25 protein-coding genes are annotated in these 26391 nt (G+C 68.3%); 17 read left to right on the top strand and 8 right to left on the bottom strand.

What is annotated here, in order from left to right; all coding sequences use genetic code 11:
- Positions 1-49 precede the first annotated feature (49 nt).
- Positions 50-553: a hypothetical protein gene (locus G531_RS0117930; RefSeq protein WP_145978601.1), complete on the bottom strand. Its 504-nt coding sequence runs from the start codon at positions 551-553 to the stop codon at positions 50-52.
- Positions 554-711: 158 nt separating this feature from the next.
- Complete coding sequence (locus G531_RS0117925) at positions 712-1632, bottom strand: LysR family transcriptional regulator (protein ID WP_026928274.1); 921 nt, start codon at positions 1630-1632, stop codon at positions 712-714.
- A gap of 111 nt (positions 1633-1743) precedes the next feature.
- Between G531_RS0117925 and G531_RS0117920 the strand changes: the two genes are divergently transcribed.
- Genes G531_RS0117920 through G531_RS0117880 form a run of 9 tightly spaced genes read left to right on the top strand, consistent with a single transcriptional unit; the run spans position 1744 to position 12863 of the window.
- Positions 1744-3885: a 3-hydroxyacyl-CoA dehydrogenase NAD-binding domain-containing protein gene (locus G531_RS0117920; RefSeq protein WP_026928273.1), complete on the top strand. Its 2142-nt coding sequence runs from the start codon at positions 1744-1746 to the stop codon at positions 3883-3885.
- Between the two features lie 8 nt (positions 3886-3893).
- Positions 3894-5081: an acetyl-CoA C-acyltransferase gene (locus tag G531_RS0117915; protein WP_026928272.1), complete on the top strand. Its 1188-nt coding sequence runs from the start codon at positions 3894-3896 to the stop codon at positions 5079-5081.
- An 11-nt stretch (positions 5082-5092) separates the two neighbouring features.
- The gene (locus tag G531_RS0117910) at positions 5093-6292 is read left to right on the top strand and encodes an acyl-CoA dehydrogenase family protein (RefSeq protein WP_026928271.1); all 1200 of its coding nucleotides are present in this window, start codon (positions 5093-5095) and stop codon (positions 6290-6292) included.
- Positions 6293-6314: 22 nt separating this feature from the next.
- Positions 6315-7454 carry an acyl-CoA dehydrogenase family protein gene (locus G531_RS0117905; protein WP_026928270.1) on the top strand — a complete coding sequence of 380 codons (1140 nt, stop codon included), beginning with the start codon at positions 6315-6317 and terminating at the stop codon, positions 7452-7454.
- On the top strand, positions 7451-8275 hold the full coding sequence (locus tag G531_RS0117900) for an oxepin-CoA hydrolase, alternative type (protein WP_026928269.1): 825 nt from the start codon (positions 7451-7453) through the stop codon (positions 8273-8275). Before G531_RS0117905 ends, G531_RS0117900 begins: the two co-directional genes overlap by 4 nt.
- On the top strand, positions 8275-10236 hold the full coding sequence (locus G531_RS23805) for an AMP-binding protein (protein ID WP_051215682.1): 1962 nt from the start codon (positions 8275-8277) through the stop codon (positions 10234-10236). The genes G531_RS0117900 and G531_RS23805 overlap by 1 nt, the downstream gene beginning before the upstream one ends.
- Positions 10233-11015, top strand: coding sequence for a crotonase/enoyl-CoA hydratase family protein (locus tag G531_RS0117890; protein WP_026928268.1), 783 nt, complete (start codon positions 10233-10235; stop codon positions 11013-11015). The genes G531_RS23805 and G531_RS0117890 overlap by 4 nt, the downstream gene beginning before the upstream one ends.
- A gap of 28 nt (positions 11016-11043) precedes the next feature.
- Positions 11044-11508 carry a VOC family protein gene (locus G531_RS23800; protein ID WP_051215681.1) on the top strand — a complete coding sequence of 155 codons (465 nt, stop codon included), beginning with the start codon at positions 11044-11046 and terminating at the stop codon, positions 11506-11508.
- A 38-nt stretch (positions 11509-11546) separates the two neighbouring features.
- On the top strand, positions 11547-12863 hold the full coding sequence (locus G531_RS0117880) for an MFS transporter (protein ID WP_051215680.1): 1317 nt from the start codon (positions 11547-11549) through the stop codon (positions 12861-12863).
- Between the two features lie 97 nt (positions 12864-12960).
- Here the strand turns inward: G531_RS0117880 and glmM are convergent, their stop codons facing one another.
- From glmM to rplM, 3 genes are read right to left on the bottom strand one after another with little or no spacing between them, the layout of a single operon-like run.
- Positions 12961-14310 carry a phosphoglucosamine mutase gene (gene glmM, locus G531_RS0117875; protein WP_026928266.1) on the bottom strand — a complete coding sequence of 450 codons (1350 nt, stop codon included), beginning with the start codon at positions 14308-14310 and terminating at the stop codon, positions 12961-12963.
- A 4-nt stretch (positions 14311-14314) separates the two neighbouring features.
- Positions 14315-14836, bottom strand: coding sequence for a 30S ribosomal protein S9 (rpsI, locus tag G531_RS0117870; protein WP_026928265.1), 522 nt, complete (start codon positions 14834-14836; stop codon positions 14315-14317).
- 14 nt (positions 14837-14850) lie between these two features.
- Positions 14851-15294 carry a 50S ribosomal protein L13 gene (rplM, locus tag G531_RS0117865; protein WP_026928264.1) on the bottom strand — a complete coding sequence of 148 codons (444 nt, stop codon included), beginning with the start codon at positions 15292-15294 and terminating at the stop codon, positions 14851-14853.
- A gap of 331 nt (positions 15295-15625) precedes the next feature.
- On the opposite strand from rplM, the gene G531_RS0117860 reads away from it, so the two are divergent.
- Positions 15626-16909, top strand: coding sequence for a citrate synthase (locus G531_RS0117860; protein WP_026928263.1), 1284 nt, complete (start codon positions 15626-15628; stop codon positions 16907-16909).
- A gap of 72 nt (positions 16910-16981) precedes the next feature.
- Here G531_RS0117860 and G531_RS0117855 read toward each other — a convergent pair whose 3' ends face one another.
- Positions 16982-18178, bottom strand: a complete 1197-nt coding sequence (locus G531_RS0117855; RefSeq protein WP_026928262.1) for an acetyl-CoA C-acetyltransferase — start codon at positions 18176-18178, stop codon at positions 16982-16984.
- A 345-nt stretch (positions 18179-18523) separates the two neighbouring features.
- Here G531_RS0117855 and G531_RS0117850 point away from each other — a divergent pair, with 345 nt between their 5' ends.
- Entirely contained in the window at positions 18524-19117 is a 594-nt protein-coding gene (locus G531_RS0117850; protein WP_026928261.1) for a TMEM165/GDT1 family protein, read from the top strand.
- A 183-nt stretch (positions 19118-19300) separates the two neighbouring features.
- The gene (locus G531_RS23795; protein ID WP_051215679.1) at positions 19301-20704 is read left to right on the top strand and encodes an MFS transporter; all 1404 of its coding nucleotides are present in this window, start codon (positions 19301-19303) and stop codon (positions 20702-20704) included.
- 297 nt (positions 20705-21001) lie between these two features.
- Here the strand turns inward: G531_RS23795 and G531_RS0117840 are convergent, their stop codons facing one another.
- A complete protein-coding gene (locus G531_RS0117840) occupies positions 21002-22288 on the bottom strand; it encodes a citrate synthase (protein ID WP_026928260.1) in 1287 nt (428 codons plus the stop codon).
- 223 nt (positions 22289-22511) lie between these two features.
- Entirely contained in the window at positions 22512-22922 is a 411-nt protein-coding gene (locus G531_RS0117835) for a YccF domain-containing protein (protein ID WP_026928259.1), read from the bottom strand.
- A gap of 279 nt (positions 22923-23201) precedes the next feature.
- Between G531_RS0117835 and trmB the strand changes: the two genes are divergently transcribed.
- From trmB to G531_RS0117810, 5 genes are all read left to right on the top strand, one after another.
- A complete protein-coding gene (trmB, locus tag G531_RS23790) occupies positions 23202-23930 on the top strand; it encodes a tRNA (guanosine(46)-N7)-methyltransferase TrmB (RefSeq protein WP_245630436.1) in 729 nt (242 codons plus the stop codon).
- The gene (gene truA, locus G531_RS0117825; RefSeq protein ID WP_026928258.1) at positions 23927-24745 is read left to right on the top strand and encodes a tRNA pseudouridine(38-40) synthase TruA; all 819 of its coding nucleotides are present in this window, start codon (positions 23927-23929) and stop codon (positions 24743-24745) included. The genes trmB and truA overlap by 4 nt, the downstream gene beginning before the upstream one ends.
- Positions 24738-25370: a class I SAM-dependent methyltransferase gene (locus tag G531_RS0117820; RefSeq protein ID WP_026928257.1), complete on the top strand. Its 633-nt coding sequence runs from the start codon at positions 24738-24740 to the stop codon at positions 25368-25370. Before truA ends, G531_RS0117820 begins: the two co-directional genes overlap by 8 nt.
- Positions 25371-25427: 57 nt before the next feature.
- Entirely contained in the window at positions 25428-25640 is a 213-nt protein-coding gene (locus G531_RS0117815) for a CsbD family protein (protein WP_026928256.1), read from the top strand.
- 107 nt (positions 25641-25747) lie between these two features.
- Positions 25748-26356 carry a superoxide dismutase gene (locus tag G531_RS0117810; protein ID WP_026928255.1) on the top strand — a complete coding sequence of 203 codons (609 nt, stop codon included), beginning with the start codon at positions 25748-25750 and terminating at the stop codon, positions 26354-26356.
- Positions 26357-26391: the final 35 nt, after the last annotated feature.

The following is a 26391-nucleotide window of genomic DNA, read 5'->3' as shown; positions in this document are numbered from 1 at the left end:
TGACGCTCGATGCCCGCACTGACGCTGGATGCGCGCAGTAGCGCGGGGATCACGCTCGTTTCAGGCGCAGCAGGCCGATCGCGGCGTGCTCGGGTGGCTGGGTGACGTAGGCGTAGTCGCAGACGGTGACCACCCGGTACGCGGTTCCGCCGACGGTGACCCGATCGTTGTTGGCCAGGTCCTGGGTCCGCTCCAGGGTGCCCTCGGTCAGGGTGATGGTGGCGACCGGCCGCTTGTCCTGGCCGACCCGGACCTGATCCAGCCGGATCGAGCCCCCGGGAAGGTCCTGGGTCCGCGCGGGCGACACGGTCAGCGACACGTCGGCGTCGGCCTTGTCGTTGCCGGCGCAGGTGACCACCGGCAGGTTCTTGCCCGGCTGGGTGATGTCGGTACGCAGCGGGGTCGGCGTCGGGGTGGACGCCGCGCGGGAGGCCGGAGTGCCCGGCTGGCAGCCGGCGACCCCCAGGGCCAACGCGGCGACCACGGCCACGGCCCAGCCGCGCCGACGCCAAGAACGTCGCGGGTGCGGAGCGGGAGGAGGTGCGCTGGTCATCGCTGGAAGCCTAACCGACCGGCGCCGACCGTGCCGGGCCCGCCCACCCGGCCAGCCCCTCCCCCGCGGGGATAACCGGCAACCTGACAGCGAGGCGACATTGGTGGCCCGAAAAGCGTCGCTACGGGCAGTTTTCGCGCATTGGTGTCGCCTCCCTGTCACCCGGCTCCCGAGCCCGCCCGGGAGCTCGAGGCCGCCCCGGCGCGTTCGGCCAAGTGCTCGAGCAGACTGGTGATCGCTCCGGAGCGATGCCGGGACGGCATGGTGAGCAGGTAGACCCGGTCCCCGAACATCGATAGGCGCCACTGATCCAGCGCGGCCACCATCGCGCCAGCGGCGATCTCCTCGGCGACCAGGTAGTCGGCCACCAGCCCCACGCCGATGTCGGCCCGGATCGCATCGCGCAGAAACAGGAAGTTGTGGGAGGTCAGCGTGGGCTCCAGGGACACCTCGATGCGTTCCTCCGCCCGGTACGCCGCCACTCGGAGTCGCTTGGCCAGCATCGACGCGGTGACCACGGGGAACTGCGGCAACTCCTCCGGATGGCTCGGTAGGCCCCGGCGCTGCACGAAGGCCGGCGTGGCACAGGCGACGATGCCGACGCTGCCGAGGTCCCACCACTCGAGGTTGGCCGGGGGCTCCGACAGCAGCCGGACTGCGACGTCGACCTCATCCCGGATCAGATCCTGGATCCGATTCTCGAAGACGACGTCCAGCACCACCCCGGGAAAGCGCTGCTTGAACTCCAGCAGCCACGCAGTCATCACCAGTTGCCCGTACCCGTTGGGAACCGACAGCCGCACCCTTCCCCGCGGGGTCCCGTCGAGGGAGGCCACCGTCTCCTGAGCACTGTCCAGGCTGTCCTTGATGACCCGACCATGCTCGTAGAGCCGCAGCCCCAATTCGGTCGGCTCCAGGTTGCGCGTGGTGCGTCGGATCAGTTCCTCCCCCACCGACGCCTCGAGTTGCTTCAGGTGATAGCTGACGTTGGCCCGGGTCACCTTGAGTCGCCGAGCCGCCTCACTGATGCTGCCGGCATCCACGATCTCGACGAGCATCACCAGCGACGCACTGTCCATGACTCACCTCTGCCTGAAAGTTTTGTTTGACAATATGGCGGGGAAATTTGGGAATTGTCAACTATCCCTTGATAACGGAGGATGAATCGCAACCCCGGACAAGGAAGTTCCATGACGCAGAGCAGCGCTTCAGCCCCACCCTCCGACGGCATTGTCGTCGGTGCCGAGTTGGTCGACGACGTCCTGGTCGTCACTGTCGACAACCCACCGGTCAACGCACTCGGTTACCCGGTTCGCGCCGGCCTGGCGCGGGCGCTGGATCGCGCCGAGGCCGAGTCCGAGGTGCGGGCGGTCGTCCTGATCGGGGCCGGTCGGCATTTCATCGGGGGCGCGGACATCAAGGAGTTCGGCCTCCCCCGGGAGCGGCCCTTCGTTTCCGAACTCTGCGCGCGCCTGGAGGAGCTCGACAAGCCTGTCGTTGCCGCTGTCCACGGTGCCGCCCTGGGCGGCGGACTCGAGGTGGCCGTCAGCGCCCACTACCGAGTGGCCACTGCGACTGCCTTCTTCGGACTGCCGGAAGTCCAGCTGGGTCTGCTGCCGGGCTCCGGCGGCACCCAACGGGTCCCGCGGCTGGTCGGGGTCCCGGCGGCCCTGGACCTGATGCTGACCGGACGCCGACTCTCGGCCCAGGAGGCCTTCGAACTCGGCCTGGTGGATCGCCTCACCGACGAAGTCGATCCGCGGGCGGCGGGCCTGGCGTACGCACGGGAACTGCTGGCATCCGGCACTGGACCGCGACCCACCCGCGAGTTGACCGGCCGACTCATCGACGACGCGGACACCCGCCGGACCCTCGCCGAAGCGCGCGAGCGCCTCACCCGGACCGACCGCCATCTCCTGTCACCGCGGCTGATCGTCGACGCGGTCGAGGCAGCACTCGATCTCCCCTTCGACCAGGCGCTGGCACTGGAACGCGCGCTGTTCCAGCAGTGCGAACAGAGCAGTCAACGCTCCGGGCTCGTCCATGCGTTCTTCGCCGAACGCGCGACGGCCCGCATCCCCGAGGCCGCCACCGGTACGCCGCGGCAGCTCGAGACCGCCGGCGTGATCGGTGGGGGCACCATGGGCGCCGGGATTGCCCTGGCCCTGCTCAACGCCGGCCTGACGGTCACCATGGTGGAGCGGGACGCGGAGTCTGCCGCCCGCGGGGCGGCCAAGGTGGCGCAGGTACTGGCTGCGCAGGTCGCCAAGGGACGGCTGTCCGCGGCCGAGCGGGCCGAGCGCGAGCGACGCTTCTCGACCACCACCGACTATGCCGACCTGGCCCGGGCCGACATCGTCATCGAGGCGGTCTTCGAGGACATGGCCGTCAAGAAGGCGGTCTTCAGCGCCCTCGACCGGGCCTGCCGCCCCGGAGCCATCCTGGCCAGCAACACCTCCTACCTGGATCTCGACGAGATCGCCGCCAGCACCTCACGCCCGGGCGACGTGATCGGCCTGCACTTCTTCGCACCGGCCCACATCATGCGACTGCTCGAAGTGGTCGTCACCGATCGGACCGAACCCGATGTCGTGGTCACCGCCTTCGAACTGGCCGGACGGATGAACAAGGTGGCGGTCCGCGCCGGGGTTTGCGACGGTTTCATCGGTAATCGCATCCTGAACGTCTACCGGCGTGCCGCGGACTATCTGATCGCCGACGGCGCCTCGCCCTACCAGATCGACTCCGCGCTGCGCGACTTCGGCTACCCGATGGGGCCGTTCGAGGTCTCGGATCTGTCCGGGGGCGACATCGGCTATGCCAATCGACGCCGGTTGGACGCCACCCGGGACCCCCAGGATCGTTACGTCCACATCGCTGACCGAATCGCCGAGCGTGGCTGGTACGGGCAGAAGACCGGACGGGGGTGGTACCGCTACCCCGACGGCGCCCGCCGCGGCACCCCCGATCCGGAGGTTCTCGCCATCGTCGACCAGGAACGCCGGCGGGCCGGCATCACCCCCCGGGACTTCAGCGACGAGGAGATCCTCCGCCGCTACCTGGCGGCCATGGTGAACGAAGCCGCCGCTGCCGTGGCTGACGGCACCGCGTTGCGCCCGTCGGATGTGGATGCCGTTTTCGTCCACGGCTTCGGGTTCCCGCGCTTCCGCGGAGGCCCGATGAAGTACGCCGACACCGTCGGCCCGGCGACGATCCTGGCCGACCTGCAGGAGTTCGCCCGCGAAGATCCGCGGTTCTGGAAGCCGACGCCGCTGCTGGCCCAGTTGGTCGCCGACGGCCGCACCTTCGACCACCTCAACCACGAACGTTAGGAGTTCCGATGCGCGAAGCAGCCATCGTCGCCACCGCCCGGACGCCCCTCACCAAGGCCGGCCGCGGCGAATTCAACCTCACTGCGGGGCCGACCCTCGCATCCTTCGCCATCGGCGCAGCGGTCGAACGTTCGGGCATCGACCCGGACCTGATCGAGGACCTGATCCTCGGCTGCGCCTTCCCCGAGGGCACGACCGGGCGCAACGTAGCCCGGCAGGCAGCGATCCGGTCGCAGCTGCCGGTCTCGGTCGGCGGCCTCACTGTCAACCGCTACTGCGCCTCCGGGCTGCAGGCCGTCGCCACCGCGGCGGGGCGGGTCATCCTCGACGGTGCCCCGGCCCTGGTCGCCGGCGGCGTCGAGTCGGTCTCGCTGCGGCGTACGACCGGATCTGCCGATGGCATCGACCCGGACCTGGACCCGTGGATCCTCGAGCACAAACCCGAGATGTACATGACCATGATCGAAACCGCCGACATCGTGGCAGCCCGTTACGGCATCAGCCGGCAGGCGCAGGACGCCTTCGCGCTGGAAAGCCAACGACGCACCGCGGCGGCGCAGCACAACGGCCGCTTCGACGCCGAGATCGTGGCCTGTTCGACGGTGATGGCCGTCACCGACCGGGAGACCGGCACGGTGACGCAGCAGTCGGTCACCGTCGATCACGACACCTGCAACCGTCCCGGTACCACCGCGGAGAGCCTTGCCGGACTCGAGCCGGTGCGCGCCGGTGGCTTCGTCACTGCCGGCAATGCCTCCCAGCTCACCGACGGGGCGTCGGCCTGCGTCGTGATGGACGCCGGACTCGCCGAAGCCGAGGGGATCGCGCCGATGGGCTGGTTCCGTGGCCTGGCCATTGCCGGGTGTGAGCCCGATGAGATGGGGATCGGACCGGTGTACGCGGTCCCGAAACTGCTGCAGCGCTTCGGTCTGACTACCGAGGACATCGACCTGTGGGAACTGAACGAGGCCTTCGCCTCCCAGGCGCTCTACTGCCAGGAACGCCTGGAGATCCCGTCCGAGCGGCTCAACGTCAATGGCGGCGCGATCTCCATCGGCCACCCCTTCGGAATGACCGGGGCCCGCCAGATCGGCCACCTGTTGATCGAAGGACACCGCAACGGTGCCCGGTACGCCGTGGTGACCATGTGCGTCGGGGGCGGCATGGGCGCCGCCGGACTCATCGAGATCTGCTGAAAGGCACACCCATGGACATCAACTTCACCCCCGAGGAAACCGCCTTCCGCGACGAGGTCCGCGCTTTCCTCCACGCCGAACTGCCCACCCGATTGTCGACCAAGGTGGCCCAGGGGCTCGAACTGAGCAAACAGGACCAGCTGGAATGGCATGCGATTCTGAACAAGCGAGGCTGGCTGGCAGCAGGCTGGCCGACCGAGTACGGCGGCCCCGGCTGGAACCCCGTCCAGCGCTACCTCTTCGACGCCGAATGCGCCTTGGCCGATGCTCCGACGGTGCTCCCGTTCGGCATCAGCATGCTGGCTCCCGTGCTCATCCGGTTCGGGACCGACGAGCAGCGCGCGCACTGGTTGCCGCGGATGCTGGACGGCACCGATTGGTGGTGCCAGGGCTATTCGGAGCCCGGCGCCGGTTCCGATCTGGCTGCGCTGCGTACCACCGCGGTCCGTGACGGCGATCACTACATCGTCAACGGACAGAAGACCTGGACCACCGGCGCCCACCACGCGAACATGATCTTCTGCCTGGTCCGGACCGATCCCAGCGCGAAGAAGCAGCAGGGGATCAGCTTTCTGCTGATCGACCTGAACAGTCCCGGGGTGGAGATTCGCCCGATCCGAACCCTCGACGGTGCGCATGAGGTCAACGAGGTCTTCCTCTCCGACGTCCGCGTCCCGGTGGCCAACCTGGTGGGTACGGAGAATCGGGGCTGGGACTGCGCGAAGTTCCTGCTGACCCACGAACGCACCACCGCCGCCCGGGTCAGCAACGCCATTGCCGAACTGCGCCGGGTCAAGGAGTCCGCCGCGAGGGCTCAGCGCAACGGACGCCGCCTGGCCGAGGATCCGGTCTTCGCGGCCCGGGTGGCCCGGGTCGAGATCGAGATCGCCAACCTGCAGACCACCAGTCTGATGATTCTGCGATCCGCGTCCGACGGCCGCGCCCCCGGCCCGGAAAGCTCGCTGCTCAAGCTGCGCGGCTCGCAGATCCGGCAAGAAATCTCGGCGCTGCTGCGCCGGGCCAGCGGAGTACACGCCCGGACCTACGACCCCGAGCAACTGTGCGCCGACTCCTTCGCGGAGATGACCGTGCCCGAACCCCGCGGTCTCACCGCGACCGCGCAATACCTGAACAAGCGCAAGCTCTCCATCTATGGCGGGGCCAGCGAAATCCAACGAACCATCATCGCCAAATCGGTGCTGGGGCTGTGACCGGCAGTAGAAGGATCATCCGATGAATTTCCATCATTCCGAGGAGCGTCAGGCGCTCCAGGATTCCCTGCGGCAGATGCTCGGCCGCGAGTACGACATGGCCGCCAGGGCAGCAACGATCGCATCGCACTCGGGACTGAGTGAGAACCACTGGAAGCTGTTCACCGAGATCGGTGTCTTCCACGTGCTCCTGCCGCAGTCGGTCGGCGGGCTGGGCGGCTCCGGTCTCGACATCATGGCCGTCTTCGAGGCGGTGGGCCCGGCGTTGGTCGTCGAGCCGCTGCGCTCGGTCGGGGTACTCGCTGCTTCCGCGCTCAGCCTCGGCGGTGGCCACCAGGAACTGATCGACGGCCTCCTCGAGGGCCGGAATCTGGTGTCCTGGGCGCACGCCGAAACCGCTGCCGGCTACAGCCCGGCGTACGTCGAGACCACCGCCACCCCGACCTCGCAGGGCTGGCTGCTCACCGGTGGCAAGGTGGACGTCGACCACGGCGCCGCCGCCACCCACCTGATCATCTCCGCGCGTACGGCCGGAGCCGTCGACGACCCCGCCGGACTCGCCCTGTTCGTCCTACCGTCGGACACCCCCGGCGTAGGCATCCAGGAGTTCCCGACCGTCGACGGCCGGCGCACCGCGCACGTGGCCCTCGACAACGTCCTGGTTCCCGCCGCCGCAGCCGTGGGACCGGTCGGCGAGGCGTACCCGCTGATCGAGGCCGCCCTCTCCCGGGGCATCGTGGCTGTCTGCGCGGAGGCGCTGGGAATGATGCAGGCCGCCTTCGAATCCACCCGGGAGTACTTGCTCCAGCGCCACCAGTTCGGCGTCGCGTTGAGCAGCTTCCAGGCCCTGCAACACCGGATGGTCGACCTGTGGGTCGAGATCCAGCAGGCGGAATCAGCCGTCATCAACGCCGCGTACGCCCTCGACTCGACCTCGCGAGCCCACCGCGAACGGACCGTGTCGGCCGCCAAGTTCACCCTCGGCCGGGCGGCCCTGCACACCGCCGAGGAAGCGATTCAACTGCACGGGGCCATCGGAATGACCGATGAGTTGACGCTGTCCCACCTCGCCAAAGCCCTGGTCGCCGTCGATCACATCCTCGGCGATGAGGACCACCATCTGCAGCGCTACATCACGCTGAGCAAGGAGATCGCGGCATGACCGTCCTCACCACTCGGACCATCGGTTCCGTCCGTGTGCTCGAGATCAACAACCCGACCACCCGCAACGCCGTGGGGCCGGACTTCTTCGAGGAAGCCGAGACCGCCCTCGGCGCAGCGGAGGCAGACCCCGGAATCGGGGCCATCGTCCTCACCGGGGCCTCCGGCACCTTCTCCTCCGGCGGCAACCTGCGCGCGCTGGCCGGCAATCGGGACAAGCCCGCCGCCGAGCGCCGCGAGCGGATCGAGCTGCTGCACGGGCTGATCCGCCGGATCGACGCCAGCCCACTGCCGATCGTTGCCGCCGTCGAGGGTGCCGCGGCCGGCGCAGGCATGTCCCTCGCCCTGGCCTGCGATCTGATCGTCGCTGCCCGCACCGCGTTCTTCAGCGCGTCCTATATCCGAGCCGGGTTGAGTCCCGACGGAGGCCTCACCGCGTTGCTGACCGAATCCCTCCCCCGACAAGCGGTCACCGAGCTGTGTCTGCTGGGAGAGCGGGTGCCGGCCGAACGGATGCATGAACTCGGGGTGGTCAACCGGCTGGTCGACACCGACGGGGCCGAGCAGGTCGCCGTCGAACTCGCGACCCGGTTGGCCGGCGGCCCGGCCCGTGCCACTGCCCGGATCAAGACGCTGGTACGCACGAGCACGCGGCACACCCTCCACGAGCAACTCGACCTCGAGGCGGCGGCGATGGTGCTCAGCCAGGGTGACGACGAGGCAGCCGAAGGCATCGCCGCGGTCCTGGAACGGCGCCCGGCCGAATTCCCCCGGCCGCGGCGGACGCAGTCGGCAGCGCTGACCGAGAGCGAGGTGCGCTGATGTCATCGGCTCTCCCGTTCACCAGTACCGCACCGGTCCGGACCGCAGCCGATGTCAGACGCCTGGCGGCCGATCCCTTGGTGCAGAGCGTCCCGGTGCGCAGCATTTACGAACTGCTGGACAACTCGACCGCGGCCTTCGGCGATGAACCGGCCATCTCGTTCGTGCACGATCCTGCCGACCTGACCCAGCTCACCCGGCTGACCTACCGGGAACTGCTCACCGGGTGCCGGGCCCTGGCCAATCTGCTGCACCGACTGGGCGTAGGCCCCCAGGACGCCGTGTCGATCCTGATGCCGGCGAGCCCGGAGTATCACCTCGCCCTGTGGGGCTCCTCCTTCGTCGGCATGGCCCAGCCGCTCAACCCGCTGCTCTCCGAGGAGAAGTTGGCGACGCTGATGCGGGCGGCCGGCAGCCGCGTGCTGATCGTCTGGGGAGCCGACGAGCGCGAAGGATATTGGTCCCGGGCCCTGGGCCTGATGCGACAGATCCCCGAGCTCACCGCCGTCATCCGGGTGGCCCCACCGCAGGGATCCCAGGGGCCGGAGCCCGACGACGGGCCGGTGAAGATCCTCGACTTCGCCACGGCAGTGGCCGCCGAGCCCGGTGATCGGCTGATCTTCGAGCGGACCGTGGCCAGGGAGGACATCGCGGTATGCCTGCATACCGGCGGCACCACCAGTTCGCCCCGGTTGGCCAGGCTGAGCCATGGTGCGATCGTGTTCACCGCCTGGGCCTGCGTCCAGATGCAGGGCCTGACGAGGAGGAACGTATCGATCATCGGTTACCCGCTGTATCACGCCGCGGGCGCCCTCACGACTTCGTTGCCCCTGCTCGCCTCCGGGGGGCACATCGTCATCCCGACCATCGATCTGTTCCGCAACCGCGCCGTGGTCAGCAACTACTGGCGGATGTTCGAGCACTTCGGCGCCACCGAGCTGTCCGCGGTCCCGACCGCGCTGTCGGCGCTCGCCGACGTTCCGCTCGACGGCGCCGACATCTCGACACTGCGTTACTGCCGCACCGGCGCCGCGCCACTGACCGCCGACCTGGCCGAACGAGTGGAGCGGACCATGGGTGTCCATGTCCACGAATGTCTCGGGATGACCGAGACCGCCGGCATCACCACGGTCACCCCGCCGGGAGTGAACGGTCCGGCCGGCTGTGTCGGGCTGGTGCCGCCGTACGCCGAGATCCGGATCGTCGCCGCCGACCCGGACGGGCGGGCCACTGACCTCGACCTTCCGGTCGGGCGGCGGGGGCTGATCCTGTATCGGGCGCCGAACCTGTTCTCCGGCTATGTCGGCGGCGATGACTCCGACGGATTGCTCCCGGGCGGCTGGCTGGACACCGGGGACATGGGCTGGTTGGACGCCGATGAACGGCTCAACTTCGGTGGTCGGGCCAAGGACCTGATCATCCGCAGCGGTCACAACATCGACCCGCGGGCCATCGAAAGCGCTCTGTTGGCCCATCCCGAGGTTGCCACCGCCGCCGCGGTGGGCGCCCCGGATGCGTACGCCGGCGAAGTTCCTGCCGTCTTCGTGACCCTCGTTCCCGGAGCGCGGGCCACCCGGGAGGAGCTCCTGGCACATGCGGCCCGCACCGTCGACGAACCCCCGGCCCGACCGAAGCGACTCACCATTCTCGAGGCCCTGCCGGTGACCCCGGTGGGCAAGCTCTACAAGCCCGCCCTGCGCCACCTCGCCACGATCGAGGTCCTCACCGAACAACTCGAGGAAGTCATCGCCGATCGGGACATCGACGTCACTTTCGAAACCACCGCTCCGGGACGGGTCGACCTGGTCCTGAGCGGAGATGCCGCGCTGACCGAGGAGACCGCCGGTCGAGCTCGAGCCCTGCTCTCGCGTCTGGGGGTCACCGGACAGGTGACCACCCGACCGCGAGCCGCGGCTGCCCCTGCAGCAAACACCCCCGTAGGAAAGGAACAACCCCGATGAGCGAGCACCCCGGTGAAGTCCGGATGGACGTCGACGGCCACGTCTGCGTGATCACGATCGACAACGCGACCAAGAAGAACGCCCTGACCCCGGAGATGGTGGAGCAGCTGGCCCAACACCTGACCACCTTCGACGATGACGACAACCTCTGGGTCGTGGTGATCACCGCCGCCGGCGATCACACCACCGCCGGCCTGGACATGCCGGCCTTCTTCGGCCCCGAGGCCCGGGCCCGGCAGCGTCCGGCGGAGTGGGTGGATCCGCTCGGCCTCGGCCGTCGCTGCACCAAGCCGGTGATCACCGCGGTCCAGGGCATCACCTACACCTTCGGCGTCGAGATGATGCTGGCCGGTGACATCGTGATCGCCGCCGACAGCGCCCGGTTCGGCCAGGTCGAGGTCAAGCGTGGGATCGCCCCCTTCGGCGGAGCGCACTTCCGCTACTTGACGCGGACCGGTTGGGGCAATGCGATGTACCACCTGTTCACCGGCGACGAGTTCTCCGCCCATCGTGCCCTCGAGATCGGTCTGGTCCAGGAGGTCGTCCCGCACGGGCAGCAGCGCGAACGCGCGCTGGAGCTGGCCCACCGGATCACCGAGTCCGCGCCCCTCGGCGTGCGGGCCCTGAAGGCCGGTGCCCTCACCTATGTCCAGCACGGGGAGCAGGCCGCGATCGAAGCCATTCCGGGCATCCGGGCGCAGGTCCTGACCTCCGAGGACTTCGCCGAGGGCATCCGTTCCTTCAAGGAACGACGCGCCGCACGCTTTCAGGGCCGCTGACCGGCCCTCCCAGAACCAAGGAACCCCGATGAGTCACGCAGCCACTGACCCCACCTACCCGCCGGAGCGTTACCCCTACGGCCGGCCCGAGCGATATCACCTGCACCACGTCCACATGTTCGCTTCCGACGTCGACGCCACGATCGCCTTCTACCAGCGATGGTTCGACGCTCACGTCGCGTGGGACGGCGGCTACGCCGGCGCCCGCAACGTCTTCCTCAAGATCGGCCTCGGCGCGATGCACCTGTATGACCAGGCTCCCCGCGACCTCGGCCGGAATGCGGTGCACCACCTGGGAATCCAGGTCGTCGGCCTGGAAGATCTGTACGCCCGGATGGAGCAAGCGGGCCTGGATCTGCGCAATCCCATCCGCGTCACCGGTGGCTCGAAGTACTTCATGCTCGCCGCTCCCGACAACGTGCTGCTGGAGCTCTTCGAGCCCGGCGCCGGGCGCGAGCCCGAAGCACGTGCCTACTACGGCTTCGACGCCTGATGTCGGCCCTCAACTTCGCTACCCGAAAGGTTTGACCCATGGCCATCAAGCAGGCCCCGACCCCCGTCACCACAACAACCGGGCCCCGGGGTGAATCCCGTCCCCGTGCCTGGGCGATCACCTTCACGTTGGTGATCCTCTACATCATCAACACCAGCGACAAGGCCGTGCTGGGCCTGGTGGCTCAGCCGCTGAGGGAGGAATACGGCCTCACCGCCTCTCAGCTCGGGCTGGTCGGCAGCGCCTTCTTCCTCGCCTTCACCATCAGCGGGTTCAGTGCCGGCCTGCTCGCCCGGTGGGCTCCGCTGCGTTGGCTGCTCGCCTTCCTGGCACTGGCCTGGGCGGCCTGCATGGTCCCGGTGATCGCTGCCGCGAGCTTTGCCGTTCTGCTGGTCTCGCGCATCGTCCTCGGCGCGACCGAAGGACCCTCCAGCGCGCTGATCCACACCGCGCTCTACTCCTGGCACCCGAAGGAAAAGCGCGGGCTGCCGGGGGCGTTCATCACCAGTGGGGGCTCGATTGCCAAACTCGCCGTGCTGCCGGCCATTGCTCTGGTGGTCAACCAGTGGGGCTGGCGCGCGGGCTTCGTCACGCTGGCGGTCGGCGGCGTGCTCTGGGTGGTCCTGTGGCTCTTGGTGTGGAAGGAAGGGCCCTACGGACGCGATGCTGCTTCGGCAGCCTCGGACTCCGCCACCGGCGACCATGTCCCGTGGAAGACGATCTTCACCACCCCGACCTTCATTGCCGGCGCGGTCTCGCTGATCGCCATGTATGCCCTGTTCACTGCCGTGCTCACCTGGCTGCCGTCCTACTTCGAGGTGGGCCTGGGCTATTCCCGGCTCAGCTCCGGGGTCATGTTTGCCCTGCCGAGCATCGTCAGCCTGATCACGTTGCTGCTGTCCACGTTCGTCGGTGACCGGATTCTGGCCCGTGGCGGCAGTGCCCGGATCTTCCGCGGGATCCTGCCGGCAGCCGCCCTGCTCGTCTGTGGCCTGAGCATGGTGGGACTGCCCTACATTTCGACGCCGGCGATCGCGGTCGCCCTGGTGTCGGTCGGATACGGCCTCGGATCGATCAACTTCCCGATCATCAACGCAGCCATCTCGCAGATCGCCCCGCCGCGTCAGGTTGCCGGTGCCCTGGGCCTGCTGCTGGCCATCATGGCGATCGGCGGTCTGGTCGCTCCCTACCTCACCGGCTACATCGTGGATCACTCCGCCACTGCGGCCGACGGATACGCCTCCGCGTTCCAGATCTTCGGCATCGCCGCCGTGGTCGCCGCCATCGGCGGGCTGATCTTCCTCGATCCGGATCGGGACGCCCGCCGGGTTCGGGAAGCCGCTACCAGCAGGTGATGACAAGGGCCGAAACCGCTGCGGGGCAGGTGCCGCAGTCCGCACGAAGCGTGACTGCCGCACCTGCCCCGCAGGCGTTTCGGATTCAATCAGCCGATCACAGCGCCAGATTCCGGCGCACCGAGGCGGCCAACCGGTCGGCGACGGCCTGGGCATGATCCTGGGTGCCGGCCTCGACCATCACCCGGACCAACTGCTCGGTACCCGACGGGCGCAGCAGCACCCGACCGCTCGTCCCGAGGGCGTCGGATTCGGTCTGCACGTCGGCCAGCAGGCCCTCGTGCGTTCCGGCCCGGGCCTTGTCGACCCCGCCGACGTTGACCAGAACCTGCGGCAGCCGGGTCATCACCGACGCCAGTTCGGCCAGCGACTTCCCGGTACGCGCCATCCGGGCCATCAGGTGCAGCCCGGTGAGGACGCCGTCGCCGGTGGTGGCGTACTGGCTCATCACGACGTGCCCGGACTGCTCGCCACCGAGGGCGAAGCCGGACTCGTTCATCATCTCCAGCACGTATCGGTCCCCGACCTTGGCGCGCTCCACCCGGATCCCGTGGTCGGCCATCGCGTTCACGAAACCGAGATTGCTCATCACCGTCGCGACGATGGTGTCCCCCGGCAGCCGGCCCTGTTCCTTGAGGTCCAGACCGATGATCGCCAGTTCCTGGTCCCCATCGATCAGATTGCCCGCCTTGTCGACGGCCAGGCAGCGGTCGGCATCCCCGTCCAGGCCGATCCCGAGATCGGCCCCCTCGGCGACGACGGCCCGCTGCAGATCACCCAGGTGGGTCGAACCGCAGTTCTCGTTGATGTTCAACCCGTCCGGCCGATGGTGGATCGGCACCACCCGGGCACCGGCGCGGGTGAACGCCTCCACCGCGGTGTGCGAGGCAGCACCGTTGGCGGCGTCGACCACGACGGTGAGCCCGTCCAGTCGCGTCCCCTCGATCGAATCGACCAGGTGCTGGATGTACTGCTCGACCTCGACCCCGTCGTCCTGGACGCGTCCGACACCCCCGGCGACCGGGCGCTGCCAGGCCTCGCCCATCCGCGCCTCGATGGCATCCTCGATCTGATCACCGAGCTTGACCCCACCGCGGGCGAAGAACTTGATGCCGTTGTCGGGCATCGGGTTGTGGCTGGCCGACAGCATGACGCCCAGGTCGGCGCCGGTGGCGCCGACCAGGTAGGCCACGCCGGGTGTCGGAACGACCCCCAGTCGGACGACGTTGACCCCGGCGCTGGCCAGGCCGGCCACCACCGCTGCCTCCAGGAATTCCCCGGATGCCCGCGGATCGCGCCCGACCAGGGCCACGGGCTTGGTGCCGCCGAACTCGCCGGTCTCCCCCAGCACATGGGCTGCGGCAACCGAGAGGTCGAGCGCCAGCTCCGCGGTCAGGCCTTCGTTCGCCCGACCGCGGACACCGTCTGTTCCGAACAGGCGCGCCACGGGATCAGCGCTTGCTGTACTGCGGAGCCTTGCGGGCCTTCTTCAGACCGGCCTTCTTGCGTTCCTTGACGCGCGCGTCCCGGGTCAGCATGCCGGCCTTCTTCAGCGCCGGGCGCGAGGCCTCGACGTCGACGTTGTTCAGGGCCCGGGCCACACCCAGGCGCAGCGCCCCGGCCTGGCCGGTGATGCCGCCGCCGTTGATCAGCGCGATCACATCGTAGGCGCCGGCCACGTTGGCGGTCTCGAAGGGCTCGGAGACCAGTTGCTGGTGCACCTTGTTCGGGAAGTAGTCCTCGAGGGTGCGGCCGTTGATCTTCCAGGTGCCCGACCCGGGGATGATCCGGACGCGGGCGATGGCCTCCTTGCGGCGGCCCAGGGCCTGGGCCGGGCCGATCATGGCCGGGCGCTCGTTCGGGTCGCTCGCCGCGGCGCCGTCGGCCTCGGAGCGGTAGGTGATCTCGCGGTCGCCCTCGGTGAACGGGGTCACCGACTCGTCGACCTCAACTTCGTCAATGTGCTCAGTCACGTGATTCTCCGGCTTCACTGGGCGATCTGGGTGATCTGGTGCTGCACGGGCTTCTGTGCAGCGTGGGGATGCTCGGGGCCGGCGTAGACCTTGAGCTTCTTCATCAGCTGGCGGCTCAGCCGGTTCTTGGGCAGCATGCCCCACACGGCGAGTTCGACGGCGCGACGCGGATCCTTGTCCAGCAGTTCACCGTAGGGGACCTGCTTGAGGCCACCGGGCCGACCGGAGTGCCGGTAGGCCATCTTGTCGGTGCGCTTCTTGCCGGACAGCGCGATCTTGGACGCGTTGACGACGACCACGAAGTCGCCACCGTCGACATGCGGGGCGAACGTGGGCTTGTGCTTGCCACGCAGCAGGGTGGCGGCTTCCACGGCGAGGCGGCCGAGCACCACATCCTGGGCGTCAATGACGACCCAGTTGCGGGTGACCTCTCCGGGCTTCGGGGTGTACGTGGACACGCAAAACCTCTTCTCTCGATTCGGACACCGGGACCATCACCGCATTGCGGCCCGCAGGGCCGAAATGGGGAGATTGCCCCGGAAGACGGATGTCATGCTCGGTGCGGGCCTGCCACGGCACGAGAATACGCGCCGGAGTCCCAGCACCGCTTCTCGATCCCCCGGATCGGCCAGTCGAAAGGGTTCGCGGCGAACCCTCCCCGTTTGCGTCGAGCGCAACAGCAGGAAAGTCTAGTCGCCCCGGCGGGTGAGTGTCCAACCGGGACCGCAGTGGGTAGCGTCACAGACCCCACCCATGGTGGCCCCGGAGCCCCTCGCGTACGGTCATCCCATGGCGGAGACCCTCACGATTGTGGACAACAGGACCGGCGCGACCTACGAGATTCCGGTCACCAACAATACGATCCGAGCGACGGATCTCAAGCAGGTGCGGGTGGCCGACGCCCCGGGGCTGTCGACCTACGACCCGGGGTTGGTCAACACGTCCTCGGTCAAGTCCGCGGTCACCTACATCGACGGCGACGCCGGGATTCTGGAATACCGCGGCTACCCGATCGAGCAACTGGCCGAGCAGTGCACCTACCTGGAGGTGGCGTACCTGTTGCTGCACGGGGAACTGCCCACGCAGGAACAGTTGACGCAATGGCAGACCGTGATCACCAAGCACACGTTCCTGCCGGAGAACATCACCGAGATGGTGCGGCACTACCGCTACGACGCCCACCCGATGGCGGTGCTGATGTCCGCGGTGGCCGGGATGCACACCTTCTATCCCGATGGCCGGGAGTACCAGGACGAGGAGACCCGGTGGCGGCAGATCCACCGGCTGATCGCGAAGATGCCGACGCTGGCCGCGTTCGCGTACCGCAAGGGGCACGGCCTGCCGCTGGTCTACCCGCGCGATGACCGCAACTATGTGCAGAACTTCCTGACCATGCTGTTCCAGGTCGGCGAGCCGCACTACGAGGTGGATCCGCGGCTGGAGCGCGCCCTGGAGGTGCTGTTCATCCTGCACGCCGACCACGAGCAGAACTGTTCGGCCAATGCGGTACGCGCGGTCGCGTCCTCGGGCAATGACCCCTACACCTCGGTCAGTGCCGGGATCGGGGCACTGTTCGGGCCGCTGCACGGAGCCGCGAACCAGGCGGTGATGGAGGGCCTGAACCGGATCGGCTCGGTGGCGAACGTGCCCGGCTACATCGCGAAGGTCAAGGCCGGCGAGGAACGCCTGATGGGGTTCGGACACCGGGTCTACAAGAACTACGACCCGCGGGCGAGAATCATCAAGAAGGCCGCCGAGGAGGTGTTCGAGGTGACCGGGGTGAACCCGAAGCTGCAGATCGCGCTGGAGCTGGAGAAGATCGCCCTGGAGGACGACTACTTCGTCTCGCGCAAGCTGTACCCGAACGTGGACTTCTACTCCGGGCTGATCTACGAGGCGCTCGGGTTCCCGCCGGAGATGTACACCGTGCTGTTCGCGATCCCGCGTACCTCCGGCTGGCTGGCGCAGTGGCAGGAGCAGATGACCGATCCGGAGCAGAAGATCGTGCGGCCCAAGCAGATCTACACCGGCCACCGCGGCCGCGACGTGGTGCCGCTGGCCGAGCGCGGCTGAGGGCGGCAGTAACAGCCAGGGCGCCCCGGGGATGATCCCCGGGGCGCCCTGCTCACTGGGTGCGGTTGCCGATCAGGCCTTCGGGACGCGGACGATCAGGGCATCACCCTGGCCGCCACCGCCACACAGCGCCGCCGCGCCCACGCCGCCGCCGCGACGCTTGAGCTCCAGCGCCAGGTGCAGGGCGATCCGGGCCCCGGACATGCCGATCGGGTGACCCATGGCGATCGCACCGCCGTTGACGTTGACCTTCTCCGGATCGATCCCGAGCAGCTTGGTCGAGGCCAGCCCGACCGCGGCGAACGCCTCGTTGATCTCGACGAGGTCCAGGTCGGTGGGCTCGACGCCCTCCTTCTTGCAGGCCGCGGTGATCGCGTTGGCCGGCTGGTTCTGCAGCACCGAGTCGGGTCCGGCCACCATGCCGTGGGCACCGATCTCGGCGAGCCAGGTGAGCCCGAGTTCCTCGGCCTTGGCCTTGCTCATCACCACGACCGCGGTGGCGCCGTCGGAGATCTGCGAGGCGGATCCGGCGGTGATGGTGCCGTCCTTGGCGAAGGCGGGACGCAGCTTGCCGAGGGTCTCGGTGGTGGTGTCGGGGCGGATGCCCTCATCGGCGCGGAACTCGATCGGGTCCCCCTTGCGCTGCGGCACCTGCACCGCGACGACCTCGTCGTCGAACTTGCCCTCAGCCCATGCCTTGGCGGCGAGCTGGTGGCTGCGGGCGGAGAAGGCGTCCTGCTCCTCCCGGGTGAACTTCTGGTCGGCCTTGTTGGCGTCCTCGGTCAGCCCGCCCATCGCCTGGTCGGTGAAGGCGTCCCACAGACCGTCGTAGTCCATGTGGTCCTTGAGCGTGACATCGCCGTACTTGAAGCCGGAGCGGCTCTTCTCCAGCAGGTGCGGGGCCTGGGTCATCGACTCCTGGCCACCGGCCACGACGATCTCGACCTCGCCGGCGCGGATCAGCTGATCGGCCAGGGCGATGGAGTTGATCCCGGACAGGCAGACCTTGTTCACCGTGAGCGCCGGGACGCTCATCGGGATGCCCCCGGCGGCTGCGGCCTGGCGGGCGGGGATCTGGCCGGCGCCGGCGGTCAGCACCTGGCCCATGATGACGTAATCGACCTGGTCGCCGGACACGCCGGCCTTCTCCAGGGCGCCCTTGATCGCGATGCCGCCGAGCTGGGCCGCGCTGAAGCCGGCCAGGGAGCCGAGCAGCTTGCCGATCGGCGTACGAGCACCGGCGACGATGACCGAGGTGGTGTCGGACATGTGTTCCTCCAACTGAGTGGGTGAGCGACGTGAGTAATACGTGCCTCGCGGCCAGCCTAGCCCGGGGATGGCAACGATTCGGGCCCTCGTCGCAAGATGCGCCACTACGGCGCCACTACGACTACGGGTCGTGATTTGAGTCACGCCGTGGGTCCCCGGTACGATAACCCGAGCGAAAGGGAGTAGTCCCCAACGATCACGTCGACACACTGGCCTCCGGGCCCGGCGCGATCGGCCAGCAGCACTTCGGTGCGCGGGCGGACGAGACTTTCGGCCAGTCAACATGCCTGGCCGAAGTGTCCGCGCCCCGCGGCTCCTCCGGCCGGGCCGGAGAGGAACTCCCCGATGGACGGATTCTGGACAGCGCTGCTGGTGAGCACCGCTGTGATCTTCATCGCCGAGCTCGGCGACAAGAGCCAACTCATGGCGATGACCTTCGCCACCCGCTACCGCGTACGCGATGTGCTGCTCGGGATCACCGCGGCCACCGCCCTGGTCCACCTGGCCTCGGTCGGGATCGGCTTCCTGATCGGTGACCTGTTCGGTCAGTACCAGCACTGGATCGCGATCGCGGCCGGCATCGCCTTCCTCGGCTTCGCGATCTGGACCCTGCGCGGGGACGAGCTGAGCGATGACGAGGCCGAGAAGGCCAAACGCAGCAAGGGCAAGGCGATCGTCGCGGTCGGCGTGGCCTTCTTCCTGGCCGAACTCGGTGACAAGACCATGCTCGCCACGATCACCCTGGCCACCCAGGAGAACTGGGTCGGCACCTGGATCGGCAGCACCGTCGGCATGGTCGCCGCCGACGCATTGGCGATCATCGTCGGCGCGGTCCTCGGCAAGCACCTGCCGGAGAAGGTGATCAAGTACGGCGCCGCGATCCTGTTCGCCCTGTTCGGCATCCTGCTGATCGCCGAGGGCCTGGGCTGGATCGGCTGACCGCCTACCAGAGGGGGCGCCACCCGGCGCCCCCAGGTACCTGGTCAAGGGTTTTTCGGGCTATGCCTGGGTGACCCCAAGCCTTTTACCTGGTGTACCTGGCTGGCGGGCCTGCCAAATTTGTGGCGAGCCCGCGTCCGGCGTCGCCCGGCGAGCGGAAATGTGCCATCAACGAGGAGACACATGAGCACTCTCAGTCCCACCGGCCCTGTCCGGACCGGCGTCGCCGCCGAACGTACGCCCCAGCAAATGCGCCGCGTCTACGCCATCCTGGCGATCGCGTTCAGCGCCCTGCTCTTCGACGGATACGACATCGTCATCTTCGGCACCATCGTGTCCGGCTGGCTGAAGAACCCCGGCCAGATCGGTGAGGCCAGCGTCACCGCCACCCAGTTGGGGACCGTCGGTTCCTACGCCCTGGTCGGCGTCATGGTCGGCGCCCTCACCGCCGGCGCGATCGGTGACTACCTGGGCCGGCGCAAGCTGGTCCTGATCAGCATCGCCTGGTTCAGCATCGGCATGGCGATCACCGCCCTGTCGCCGAACCTGACCTTCTTCTCCATCGCCCGGCTGGTCACCGGCCTGGGCCTGGGCGCCCTGCTGGCCGTCCTCGGTGCCCTCGTGGCCGAGTTCGCGCCGGTCGACAAGAAGAACCAGTTCAACGCCATCGTCTACTCCGGCATCCCCGCCGGCGGCGTCCTCGCCTCGATCATCGCCCTGGCCCTGCTGCCGCTGATCGGCTGGCGCGGCCTGTTCTGGATCGGTGCCAGCCCGCTGATCTTCCTGCTGCCGCTCGCCTTCGCGTTCATCCCGGAGTCCCCGAAGTGGCTGGAGTCCAAGGGCCGCGTCGCCGAGGCCGAGAAGGTCTCCGAGCTCACCGGCGTACCGCTGGACAACGTCATGGCGCAGCTGAAGGTCGAGGAGTCCGCGGCCAAGCAGAAGGTCGGCTTCGCCGGACTGTTCTCCGGCAAGTACGCCCTGCCCACCATCCTGCTCGGCTTCATGAGCTTCTCCGGTCTGCTGCTGACCTACGGTCTGAACACCTGGCTGCCGAAGATCATGGAGGGCTACGGCAAGACCGGCCTGTCGCTGGTGTTCCTGCTGCTGCTGAACTCCGGTGCCGTGATCGGTGGCATCGTCGCCGCATGGCTCGCCGACCGCTACTTCGGCCCGCAGAAGACCATCGTCGCCACCTTCGTGCTGGCCGCGATCACCCTGTTCGGGATGACCTTCCAGTTCCCCGACATCGTCCTGTTCACCTTCATCTTCCTCGCCGGCATCGGCACCCTGGGCACCCAGGTGCTGATCTACGGCAAGGTCTCGAACTACTACGCCACCAACGTCCGCACCGCCGGCGTTGCCTGGTGTGCCGGCTTCGGTCGCCTCGGCGGCATCTTCGGCCCGGTCATCGGTGGCGCGATCGTGGGTGCCTTCACCACCGCGGTGGATCCCTCCGCGGCCGGTCAGATCGCCTTCTACGTGTTCGCCGGGGTGGGCCTGTTCGGTGCGCTGATGTGCGCGCTGGTCCCGCAGAAGAGCTCGGCCGCCCGCGAGGAGGCCGCCGCCAAGCAGGAGGCCACGGTCTGATCCGCCCCGCCTGCTGACCGTCGGCACCCGTTCAGGGCCGCTCCCCACCCGGGGGCGGCCCTGTTCGGTTCCTTCGGCCGGAATGTCACGGCCCATCCGCGGGGTCACCGCCCCCGTCGCGTGATGGAGGTACCTGTCGCCGGAAGCCACCACAGGAATCTTGCTATCGCGGGAGCTGGCGCCACGACGGTTCCTCCGCGGGAAGCCGGGACCCCTGCTGCTGTCACTGGCCACCGAAAAAGCCGAGGCGGTCGTCCCCATTGGGGACGGCCGCCTCGGTGTGTTCGTACGCGGAGCTCAGCCTTCGAAGCCCGGGTAGTTCCGCTTGGTCTCGCCGATGTAGACCTGACGCGGCCGGCCGATCTTGCGGCCCTTCTCGGTCAGCTGCTCACGCCACTGGGCGATCCATCCGGGCAGGCGGCCCAGGGCGAACAGCGCGGTGAAGTAGTCCGGCGGGAAGCCCATCGCCTCGTAGATCAGACCCGAGTAGAAGTCGACGTTCGGGTACAGCTTGCGGGAGACGAAGTACTCATCGTGCAGCGCGATCTCCTCGAGCTCGAGGGCGATCGAGAGCAGCGCGTTGTCCCCACCGGTGCTGTGCAGGATCTGGTCGGCGTGCTTCTTCAGGATCCGGGCGCGCGGGTCGAAGTTGCGGTAGACGCGGTGGCCGAAGCCCATCAGCTTGACGCCGAATTCCTTGTCCTTGACCTTGGCGACGAACTGCTTGGCGTCCAGGCCCTCGTCGCGGATCTGGGTCAGCATCTCCAGCACGGCCTGGTTGGCGCCACCGTGCAGCGGGCCGGACAGCGCGTTCACCCCGGAGGCGACCGAGGCGAAGATGTTGGCCTCCGCCGAGCCGACCAGGCGTACCGTCGAGGTGGAGCAGTTCTGCTCGTGGTCGGCGTGCAGGATGAACAGCGTGTCGAACGCGGCGACCACGGCCGGATCCAGCGGGTACTCCTCGGTCGGGTTGCCGAAGGACAGCCGCAGGAAGTTCTCCACGTAGGACAGGCTCTTCTGCGGGTACAGGAACGGCTCACCGATGGTGTTCTTGTACGCATACGCGGCCAGCGTCGGGAACTGCCCGAGCAGCCGCAGCGAGGCCTCCTCGATCTGCTCGGGATCGGTGACCGAGAGGGTGGTGTTGTTGAACGACGACAGCGCCATCACGCCGGCCGCCAGCACCTGCATCGGGTGCGACTTGCGCGGGAAGCAGCGGTACAGATCGCGCATCCGCTCATCGATCATCGAGCGATCGGCGATCTTGCCCTGGAAGTCGGCCAGCTCGGCCTCGGTGGGCAGTTCGCCGTAGATCAGCAGGTAGGCGGTCTCCAGGAAGGAGGACTTCTCGGCCAGCTGCTCGATCGGGTAGCCGCGGTACAGCAGAACGCCCTGGTCGCCGTCGATGAAGGTGATCGAGGAGACACAGCTGGCAGTGTTGGTGTAGCCCGGATCCAGAGTGGTGTTTCCGGTCTCCTTCATCAGGTTGCTGATTCCGTATCCGCTGTTGCCGACGGTGGCGGTGGTCAGCGGCAGTTCAAGCTGCTTGTCCCCGACATGGAGAACTGCGGGCTCGGTGGACATGTCCCTCCTTGGATCACGCGCGTCGTTGTCGTCTCGACCACGTCGATGAATGCGTAACGCAACCTAGCGACAGCTGGGCCCGCACGCAGACCGTTCCACCCTTTCCGGGCGGAAAAGGCATCGCCAGAGTACCGGCAAGTGTGGGGAACCGCACACGGGCTCCGCCCATCGACCCCCCGGGCCCTCGATGAGGGATTTGTCCGGGTGGGTCGCCGGGTCGGATTCAGATGGAGAACAGCTCGTTGCTGCCGGCGGGGACCCGGTCGGAATCGACGATCTCCTTGCCGAAGGGGAAACAGGTCACCGGGATCATCTTCAGATTGGCCAGCGCCAACGGGATGCCGACGATGGTCACCGCTTGGGCCGCCGCGGTGGTGATGTGCCCGATGGCCAGCCACAGCCCGGCCACGACGAACCAGATCACATTGGCCACCGCCGACATCGCCCCGGAGCGGGGGCGTTCGATCACCGTACGCCCGAAGGGCCACAGCGCGAACCGGGCCATCCGGAAGGACGCGATGCCGATGGGGATGGTGACGATGAAGATGCAGGCGACGATGCCGGCGAGAAAGTAGCCGAGGGCGAGCCAGATCCCGCCGGTGACCAGCCAGATGATGTTGAGCAGTGCCTTCATGACGGACCTCCGAGGTTGGGCGTACATCAATTGAGCGTGCGGGCCGGGCCGGGTGTTCCGGAGCCGGGCCGATCTCGGTGCCGGTTCAGGGTTTCCCCCGGCGCTGAGGCAGGGCTACCGGCCGAAACCGCCGTTTCGATGTTCTCATCGCGAATCGAGCCCGCCGAAGTTGCCGCTGACTGAACCGCCCGACACGTGAGAACATCGAAACGGTCCTTCCGTCCCGGACACCCGCCGCAGACTCGCTGAGCCTGGCGCCCGGATCTAGACTGATCGGTCGTGAACCAGCCGCGTACCGCCCGCCCGCACCGCCAGGTGGTGTCCTTCGTACGCCGCTCGACCCGGATGAACGACTCGCAGGCGAAGGCCTGGGCCGAACGCGGTCGTTGGGTGATTCCGGTGCCGCGGGAGGAGACCTCCACCTCGATCGCGCCGGGGACCCGGATCGCGTGGCCCGAGGTGTTCGGCCGCGAGGCGCCCCTGATCGTGGAGATCGGCTGCGGCGGCGGCGATTCCCTGGCGCCGCTGGCGGCCGCCCATCCCGAACGCGATCACGTCGCCTTCGAGGTGTTCCGACCGATGCTGGCCTCCACGATGATCAAGCTGCGCGAGGTCGGGGCCGACAATGTCCGCCTGCTCGACGCGAACGGGGTCGAGGGACTGCGGGAGCTGTTCGCGCCGGGCTCGATCACCGAGTTGTGGACGTTCTTCCCCGATCCCTGGCACAAGGCCCGGCACCACAAGCGGCGCCTGGTCTCCGCCGAGTTCGGCGCGCTGGTCGCCTCCCGGCTCACCCCGGACGGCTGCTGGCGGATCGCGACCGACTGGGCCGACTACGCCGAACACTGCCGCCAGACGCTGGATGAGCACCCCGACCTGATCAATGCGTACGCCGGCGCGGGCGGCTGGGCACCCCGCTTCGCCGAACGGCCGATCACCAAGTTCGAGGCCCGCGGGATCGCCGAGGGCCGCGACATCGTCGATCTCACCTACCGGCGGCGCCGATGACCCGGTGGCGCCTGGACATCGCCTACGACGGCCGCGACTTCTCCGGCTGGGCCGCCCAGCCCGGGCTGCGGACCGTGCAGGGCGTCCTGGAGGAATGGATCCCGCGGGTGCTGCGGCTGACCGAGCCCACCCCGCTCACCTGCGCCGGGCGGACCGACGCCGGGGTGCATGCCCGCGGCCAGGTGGCCCATCTCGAGCTGCCCGCCGACCGCGACCCGGAGCACCTGCGGCGCCGGCTGGCCCGGGTGCTGCCCGACGACCTGGTCGTGCGCGCGGTCACCGTCGTCCCGGACAGCTTCGATGCCCGCTTCGCCGCGATCTGGCGACGCTATATCTATCGCCTCGACGACACCGGCGCCCCCGATCCGCTGCGCCGGGGATCAGTGGTGGCCACCCGCCCGCTGGATGTGGCCGCGATGAACGAGGCCGCGACCACCCTGCTCGGGCTGCGCGATTTCGCCCCGTTCTGCAAGCGCCGCGACGGGGCCACCACGATCCGGACCCTGCTGGACCTGCAGGCCGAGCGCGTCCCGAGCGGGCTGATCGAGTTCACCGTGCGCGCCGACGCGTTCTGCCATTCGATGGTCCGCTCGTTGATGGGCGCGATGGTGGCGGTCGGCTCGGGCCGCCGCGACCGGGCCTGGCTGGAGCGGACCGCCGCGGCCCCGGCCCGGGCGGGGTCGGTATTCGTGATGCCGGCCCACGGGTTGTGCCTGGAAGAGGTCGGCTATCCGCCCGCGCAGCAGTGGGCCGAGCGCTCGGCCCGCGCCCGTTCCTTCCGCGATCCCGCCGAACTCGGAGGCCAGCATGACTGAACCCACTCAGCCCGAACCGGCACAGCCCGGGGACCACTACTTCATCACCCCGACCGGCGACCTGCGGACCCGCACCGTCACCGCCCGGATCTGGGATCGCGACTACGAGTTCACCACCGCCAACGGCGTCTTCTCCGGCGACGGCCTCGACCTGGGCACCGCGGTCCTGCTGCGCGAGCTCGACCCGCCGACCGGGGCGCTGCGGATCCTCGATCTCGGCTGCGGGTGGGGGCCGATCTCGATCGCCCTGGCCCGGGAGAATGCGCGGGCCGAGATCGACGCGGTCGACACGAATGAGCGCGCCCTGGCGCTGTGTGCGCGCAATGCCGCGGCGTACGGGCTCGGGGACCGGGTTCACCCGCTCATCCCCGAAGCCGTTGCCGAGGACCGGCGCTACGACCAGATCTGGTCCAACCCGCCGATCCGGATCGGCAAGCCGGCCCTGCATGCGATGTTGCTGCATTGGCTGGCCCGGCTGACCCCGCAGGGGGTGGCGTACCTGGTCGTCGGGAAGAATCTCGGCGCGGATTCGCTGCAGCGCTGGCTGGTCGAGCAGGGGTACGCCTGCGCCCGGGTGGCCTCGGCGAAGGGCTTCCGGGTGCTGGCGGTGCACCCCTCCCGCTGACCCGTGCGGACGGAATTGTTAGCGTGGGGTTCAGCAATCACCAAGAAAGGACATGCCATGGGACTCGGTGACAAGATTCAGAACGAGGCGCAGAAGCTCGGCGGCAAGGCCAAGGAGGCCGCCGGCGCCGCCAGTGGCAACGAGCGCCTGGAGGGCGAGGGCCGCGCCGATCAGCGCGAGGGCTCGGCCAAGCAGGTGGGCGAGCAGGTCAAGGACGCCGGCAAGGACATCAAGAACCGCGCGGAGAACATCAAGGACGAACTTAGCTGAACCTTACCTGCCGTCGGGTTTCCACTGACGGTATAAAGACCCAGGTACACCATCCAGGTTCTGCCATCGTTGGCCGAACCGCTCAGTTCACGCACGAGGGAGTCACGATGACCTACGTTCTGCCCGATCTCGATTACGACTACAACGCCCTGGCCCCGGCGATTGCCCCGGAGATCATGGAGCTGCACCACTCCAAGCACCACGCCACCTACGTCAAGGGCGCCAACACCGCGGTCGAGAAGCTCGAAGAGGCTCGTGCGGCCGGCGACTTCGCCAACATCAACAAGCTGGAGAAGGACCTCGCGTTCAACCTCGGCGGCCACATCAACCACTCGGTGTTCTGGAAGAACCTGGGCCCCAACGGTGGCGGCAACGCCACCGGTGACGCCGGCACCGCGATCGACGAGTTCTTCGGCAACTTCGACAACTTCAAGAAGCAGTTCAACGCGAACGCGCTGGGCGTCCAGGGCTCCGGCTGGTCCGTGCTCGCCTGGGACACCCTGGGTGCTCGGCTGAACCTGCTGCAGGTCTTCGACCACCAGGGCAACGTCCCGGTCGGTCAGGTTCCGGTGCTGCTGCTGGACATGTGGGAGCACGCCTTCTACCTGCAGTACAAGAACGTCAAGGCCGACTTCGTCACCGCGTGGTGGGACATCATCAACTGGGACGACGTCAACGACCGGCTGGCCAAGGCGAAGACCGCTCCGGCGATCTGATCCGAGGCACCGAACACGCAGGGCCGAACCTTCGG

It is taken from the genome of Granulicoccus phenolivorans DSM 17626 = NBRC 107789 = JCM 15570 (assembly GCF_000423085.1).
In the GTDB taxonomy this organism is placed as follows: domain Bacteria; phylum Actinomycetota; class Actinomycetes; order Propionibacteriales; family Propionibacteriaceae; genus Granulicoccus; species Granulicoccus phenolivorans.
The sequence above is the reverse complement of the archived record's forward strand: the minus strand, read 5'-3'. Positions and strand labels throughout refer to the sequence as shown.

Coding starts and splice junctions, on each gene's coding strand:
- G531_RS0117930 (WP_145978601.1), bottom strand. CDS start 553: ATGACCAGCGCACCTCCTCCCGCTCCGCACCCGCGACGTTCTTGGCGT.
- G531_RS0117925 (WP_026928274.1), bottom strand. CDS start 1,632: ATGGACAGTGCGTCGCTGGTGATGCTCGTCGAGATCGTGGATGCCGGC.
- G531_RS0117920 (WP_026928273.1), top strand. CDS start 1,744: ATGACGCAGAGCAGCGCTTCAGCCCCACCCTCCGACGGCATTGTCGTC.
- G531_RS0117915 (WP_026928272.1), top strand. CDS start 3,894: ATGCGCGAAGCAGCCATCGTCGCCACCGCCCGGACGCCCCTCACCAAG.
- G531_RS0117910 (WP_026928271.1), top strand. CDS start 5,093: ATGGACATCAACTTCACCCCCGAGGAAACCGCCTTCCGCGACGAGGTC.
- G531_RS0117905 (WP_026928270.1), top strand. CDS start 6,315: ATGAATTTCCATCATTCCGAGGAGCGTCAGGCGCTCCAGGATTCCCTG.
- G531_RS0117900 (WP_026928269.1), top strand. CDS start 7,451: ATGACCGTCCTCACCACTCGGACCATCGGTTCCGTCCGTGTGCTCGAG.
- G531_RS23805 (WP_051215682.1), top strand. CDS start 8,275: ATGTCATCGGCTCTCCCGTTCACCAGTACCGCACCGGTCCGGACCGCA.
- G531_RS0117890 (WP_026928268.1), top strand. CDS start 10,233: ATGAGCGAGCACCCCGGTGAAGTCCGGATGGACGTCGACGGCCACGTC.
- G531_RS23800 (WP_051215681.1), top strand. CDS start 11,044: ATGAGTCACGCAGCCACTGACCCCACCTACCCGCCGGAGCGTTACCCC.
- G531_RS0117880 (WP_051215680.1), top strand. CDS start 11,547: ATGGCCATCAAGCAGGCCCCGACCCCCGTCACCACAACAACCGGGCCC.
- G531_RS0117860 (WP_026928263.1), top strand. CDS start 15,626: ATGGCGGAGACCCTCACGATTGTGGACAACAGGACCGGCGCGACCTAC.
- G531_RS0117855 (WP_026928262.1), bottom strand. CDS start 18,178: ATGTCCGACACCACCTCGGTCATCGTCGCCGGTGCTCGTACGCCGATC.
- G531_RS0117850 (WP_026928261.1), top strand. CDS start 18,524: ATGGACGGATTCTGGACAGCGCTGCTGGTGAGCACCGCTGTGATCTTC.
- G531_RS23795 (WP_051215679.1), top strand. CDS start 19,301: ATGAGCACTCTCAGTCCCACCGGCCCTGTCCGGACCGGCGTCGCCGCC.
- G531_RS0117840 (WP_026928260.1), bottom strand. CDS start 22,288: ATGTCCACCGAGCCCGCAGTTCTCCATGTCGGGGACAAGCAGCTTGAA.
- G531_RS0117835 (WP_026928259.1), bottom strand. CDS start 22,922: ATGAAGGCACTGCTCAACATCATCTGGCTGGTCACCGGCGGGATCTGG.
- truA (WP_026928258.1), top strand. CDS start 23,927: ATGACCCGGTGGCGCCTGGACATCGCCTACGACGGCCGCGACTTCTCC.
- G531_RS0117820 (WP_026928257.1), top strand. CDS start 24,738: ATGACTGAACCCACTCAGCCCGAACCGGCACAGCCCGGGGACCACTAC.
- G531_RS0117815 (WP_026928256.1), top strand. CDS start 25,428: ATGGGACTCGGTGACAAGATTCAGAACGAGGCGCAGAAGCTCGGCGGC.
- G531_RS0117810 (WP_026928255.1), top strand. CDS start 25,748: ATGACCTACGTTCTGCCCGATCTCGATTACGACTACAACGCCCTGGCC.